Below are 2,590 nucleotides of genomic sequence, written 5' to 3' on the forward strand. Positions count from 1 at the left end.
GTTCTCGTTCTTTACTTGATTTGCGTCTTAAAAGGTAATATATATATGTCAAATGTCGCGCTCGACCGAACTGCAGAAGACCGAACGGATCAACGCTGCCCATGGGTTACTCGCGCGTGGGCTGAGTGTGACGGAGGCTGCCATGTCGTTGTCGCGCCAATTTGCACTGTCTCGACGTCAGGCCTATCGATATATCGAGGAGGCTCAGGCGATCAGTCGCCCGATGCCGGCTGCGGAACCAAACACGGCGGTGACATTCAAGCTTCCGCCCAGTCTGGTGAATTTGATCCGGGCGCGGGCAATTGCCGAGGGGACGACGATCAGCGAGATGGTCAGTCGGGCGCTGCGGGTGTTCCTCGACGAAGCTGGCGGTCATGGTTGAGCGGCGCGGTCATGCTCGCAACGTCCAGTTCGAGCATACCTTTGATCGCCTTCTTGCCGTCAAACTGGAGCAGGTCTACGGGATCCTGGTCCCAGAGCAGGTGCGTGCGATCAGCACCGAGCCACGCGTGAGGGGAAAGAGCGATGAAAGCCACAGCGATCTACGCCAGGGTATCCTCCGAGCGACAGAAGGAGGAGAACACGATTGCCAGCCAGACGGCGGCGCTGGTCGAGTACGCGCAGGAACACGGATACAGCGTCCCAGATGAATGGGTGATCGAGGATGAGGGCTTCAGCGGCGCCAGCCTTTTGAGGCCTGGCCTGGAGCGGCTGCGAGATCTTGCTGCCGAGGGAGATGTTCATGCTATCTTGATCCATTCGCCGGACAGGCTGAGCCGAAAGTATGCCTACCAGGTGTTGCTTATGGAGGAATTCGCCCGCCATGGCGTTGAGACGATTTTCCTCAAGGCTCCACGTTCGGATACGCCGGAAGATCAATTGATGCTGCAGTTCCAGGGGATGATCGCCGAGTACGAGCGGGCACAGATTCTCGAACGGTCCCGTCGCGGCAAGCGTCATCGCGCCAAGGCCGGGGAAGTCTCGGTTCTCTGCGGCGCACCCTTCGGTTATCGCTACATTCGCAAGACCAGCGATGCGCCCGCACGTTACGAAATCGACACCGCCGAAGCGGAGGTCGTTCGAYTGGTGTATGACAAATATACGGTGGACGGCCTGAGCATCGGCGCGATCGCCCGGCTGCTGCGTGAGATGGGCGTGCCGACACGCCGGCGGACGACGCGTTGGGAGCGGTCGGTCGTATGGGCCATGCTGCGCAACCCCGCCTACAAGGGAACTGCTTGCTTTAACAAGACGCAGATCGGGTCACGGCAGAAGGTGACGAGGCCTTTTCGCTTGTTAGGGCGGGCCGTCCATGGGGAAAAGAGCAGCGGTCACGAACGGCCGCGCGACGAATGGATCGAGATACCGGTCGCGGCGATCGTCAGTGACGAGACATTCGCGGTAGCGGCTGAGCGCCTGGCCGACAACAAACGCTTCGCGCCTCGTCGGACCATCGAGCCCAGCATCGTTCAAGGATTGGTCTCGTGCCGCAAATGCGGCTATGCGCTATCGCGGACGTCGAMTCGCAGTTCGGCACGCAAGATCCATTACTATCGCTGCCTTGGCTCCGACGCCTGGCGCCATCTCAACGGAGCATTGTGCGACAGCAAACCGATCCGTCAGGATTTGCTCGATCAGGTCGTGTGGCAAGAAGTCCTTCGCCTGATTGAAGAGCCGGCCCTCATTCAGGCCGAACTCGATCGACGTCTTGATACCGCCCGTGCCGCCGAACCAACGAAGCGACGCCAGGAGGCTCTCGGCCGCGAGCTGATACGAATAGCTAAAAGCAAGGAGCGCCTGCTGACGGCCTACCAGGAGGATCTTGTGTCGCTCGATGAACTGCGAAGCCGGAYGCCGGAACTTCGCGCCCGTGAACAGGCCATGCGCGCCGAATTACAGGCCATCGTTGATCAGACCGCCGAGCGAATGTCATTCCTGCTCCTGGCCGAAACTTTAACCGGCTTCCTCGAGAGACTGCGCCAATCAGCGCAATCGCTGGACATCGCCGAGCGGCAAAAAATCGTCCGTCTTGTCGTCAAGGAAGTGTTGGTCGACAATAATACCATTACTATCCGGCACTCGATACCGGCGCAGTCAGCAACACCACCCAACGGTGGTAAGCCGTCGCCCTCGAACGACAAACCGCGCCGCTCTGACAAAAGTTACCTTTTGCGTTCGGGGCGTGAGCGGACCACCTTGTGGCGTCCCCATCGTCCGTTTGTGCACCACGCCCTCATCCATGATGCCGCTGTTCAGATAGGCCCGGATCAACCGGATGACCCCGGCGTCCTCGATGCGCTTCTGAAGGCGATCGATCAGGATGTCGTGATCGACCCGGTCAAAGAACTTTTCCAGATCGACGTCCACCACGATCCGGCGGCCCGATTGTACGTATGACTGCGCCGCAAGGACGGCGTCATGCGCATTTCGGCCCGGCCGGAAGCCGTGGCTGTGCTCGCTAAAGGTGGGATCAAGGATCGGTTGCAGCACTTGCAGAAGCGCTTGCTGGATCAGACGATCCAGAACCGTCGGGATACCGAGCTCACGCTCGCCACCCCCAGGCTTTGGGATCGTCACCCGTCGTACCGGA

At 59.9% G+C, this 2,590-nt stretch carries 1 protein-coding gene and 2 pseudogenes; 2 read left to right on the plus strand and 1 reads right to left on the minus strand.

Going from position 1 to position 2,590, the window contains the following annotated elements; translation table 11 throughout:
- Positions 1–52: 52 nt before the first annotated feature.
- Both AB4Z52_RS35910 and AB4Z52_RS35915 read left to right on the plus strand, forming a co-directional pair.
- On the plus strand, positions 53–382 hold the full coding sequence (locus tag AB4Z52_RS35910) for a ribbon-helix-helix protein, CopG family (RefSeq protein WP_442222565.1): 330 nt from the start codon (positions 53–55) through the stop codon (positions 380–382).
- A 143-nt stretch (positions 383–525) separates the two neighbouring features.
- Positions 526–1,644: pseudogene (locus AB4Z52_RS35915) on the plus strand (recombinase family protein); the annotation flags it as partial.
- Positions 1,645–2,178: 534 nt separating this feature from the next.
- Here the strand turns inward: AB4Z52_RS35915 and AB4Z52_RS35920 are convergent.
- Positions 2,179–2,590 (minus strand): annotated as a pseudogene (locus tag AB4Z52_RS35920) (reverse transcriptase domain-containing protein); the annotation flags it as partial.

Origin of the sequence: Rhizobium sp. 2YAF20, from assembly GCF_052114685.1 — a bacterium.
Classification (GTDB): domain Bacteria; phylum Pseudomonadota; class Alphaproteobacteria; order Rhizobiales; family Rhizobiaceae; genus Rhizobium.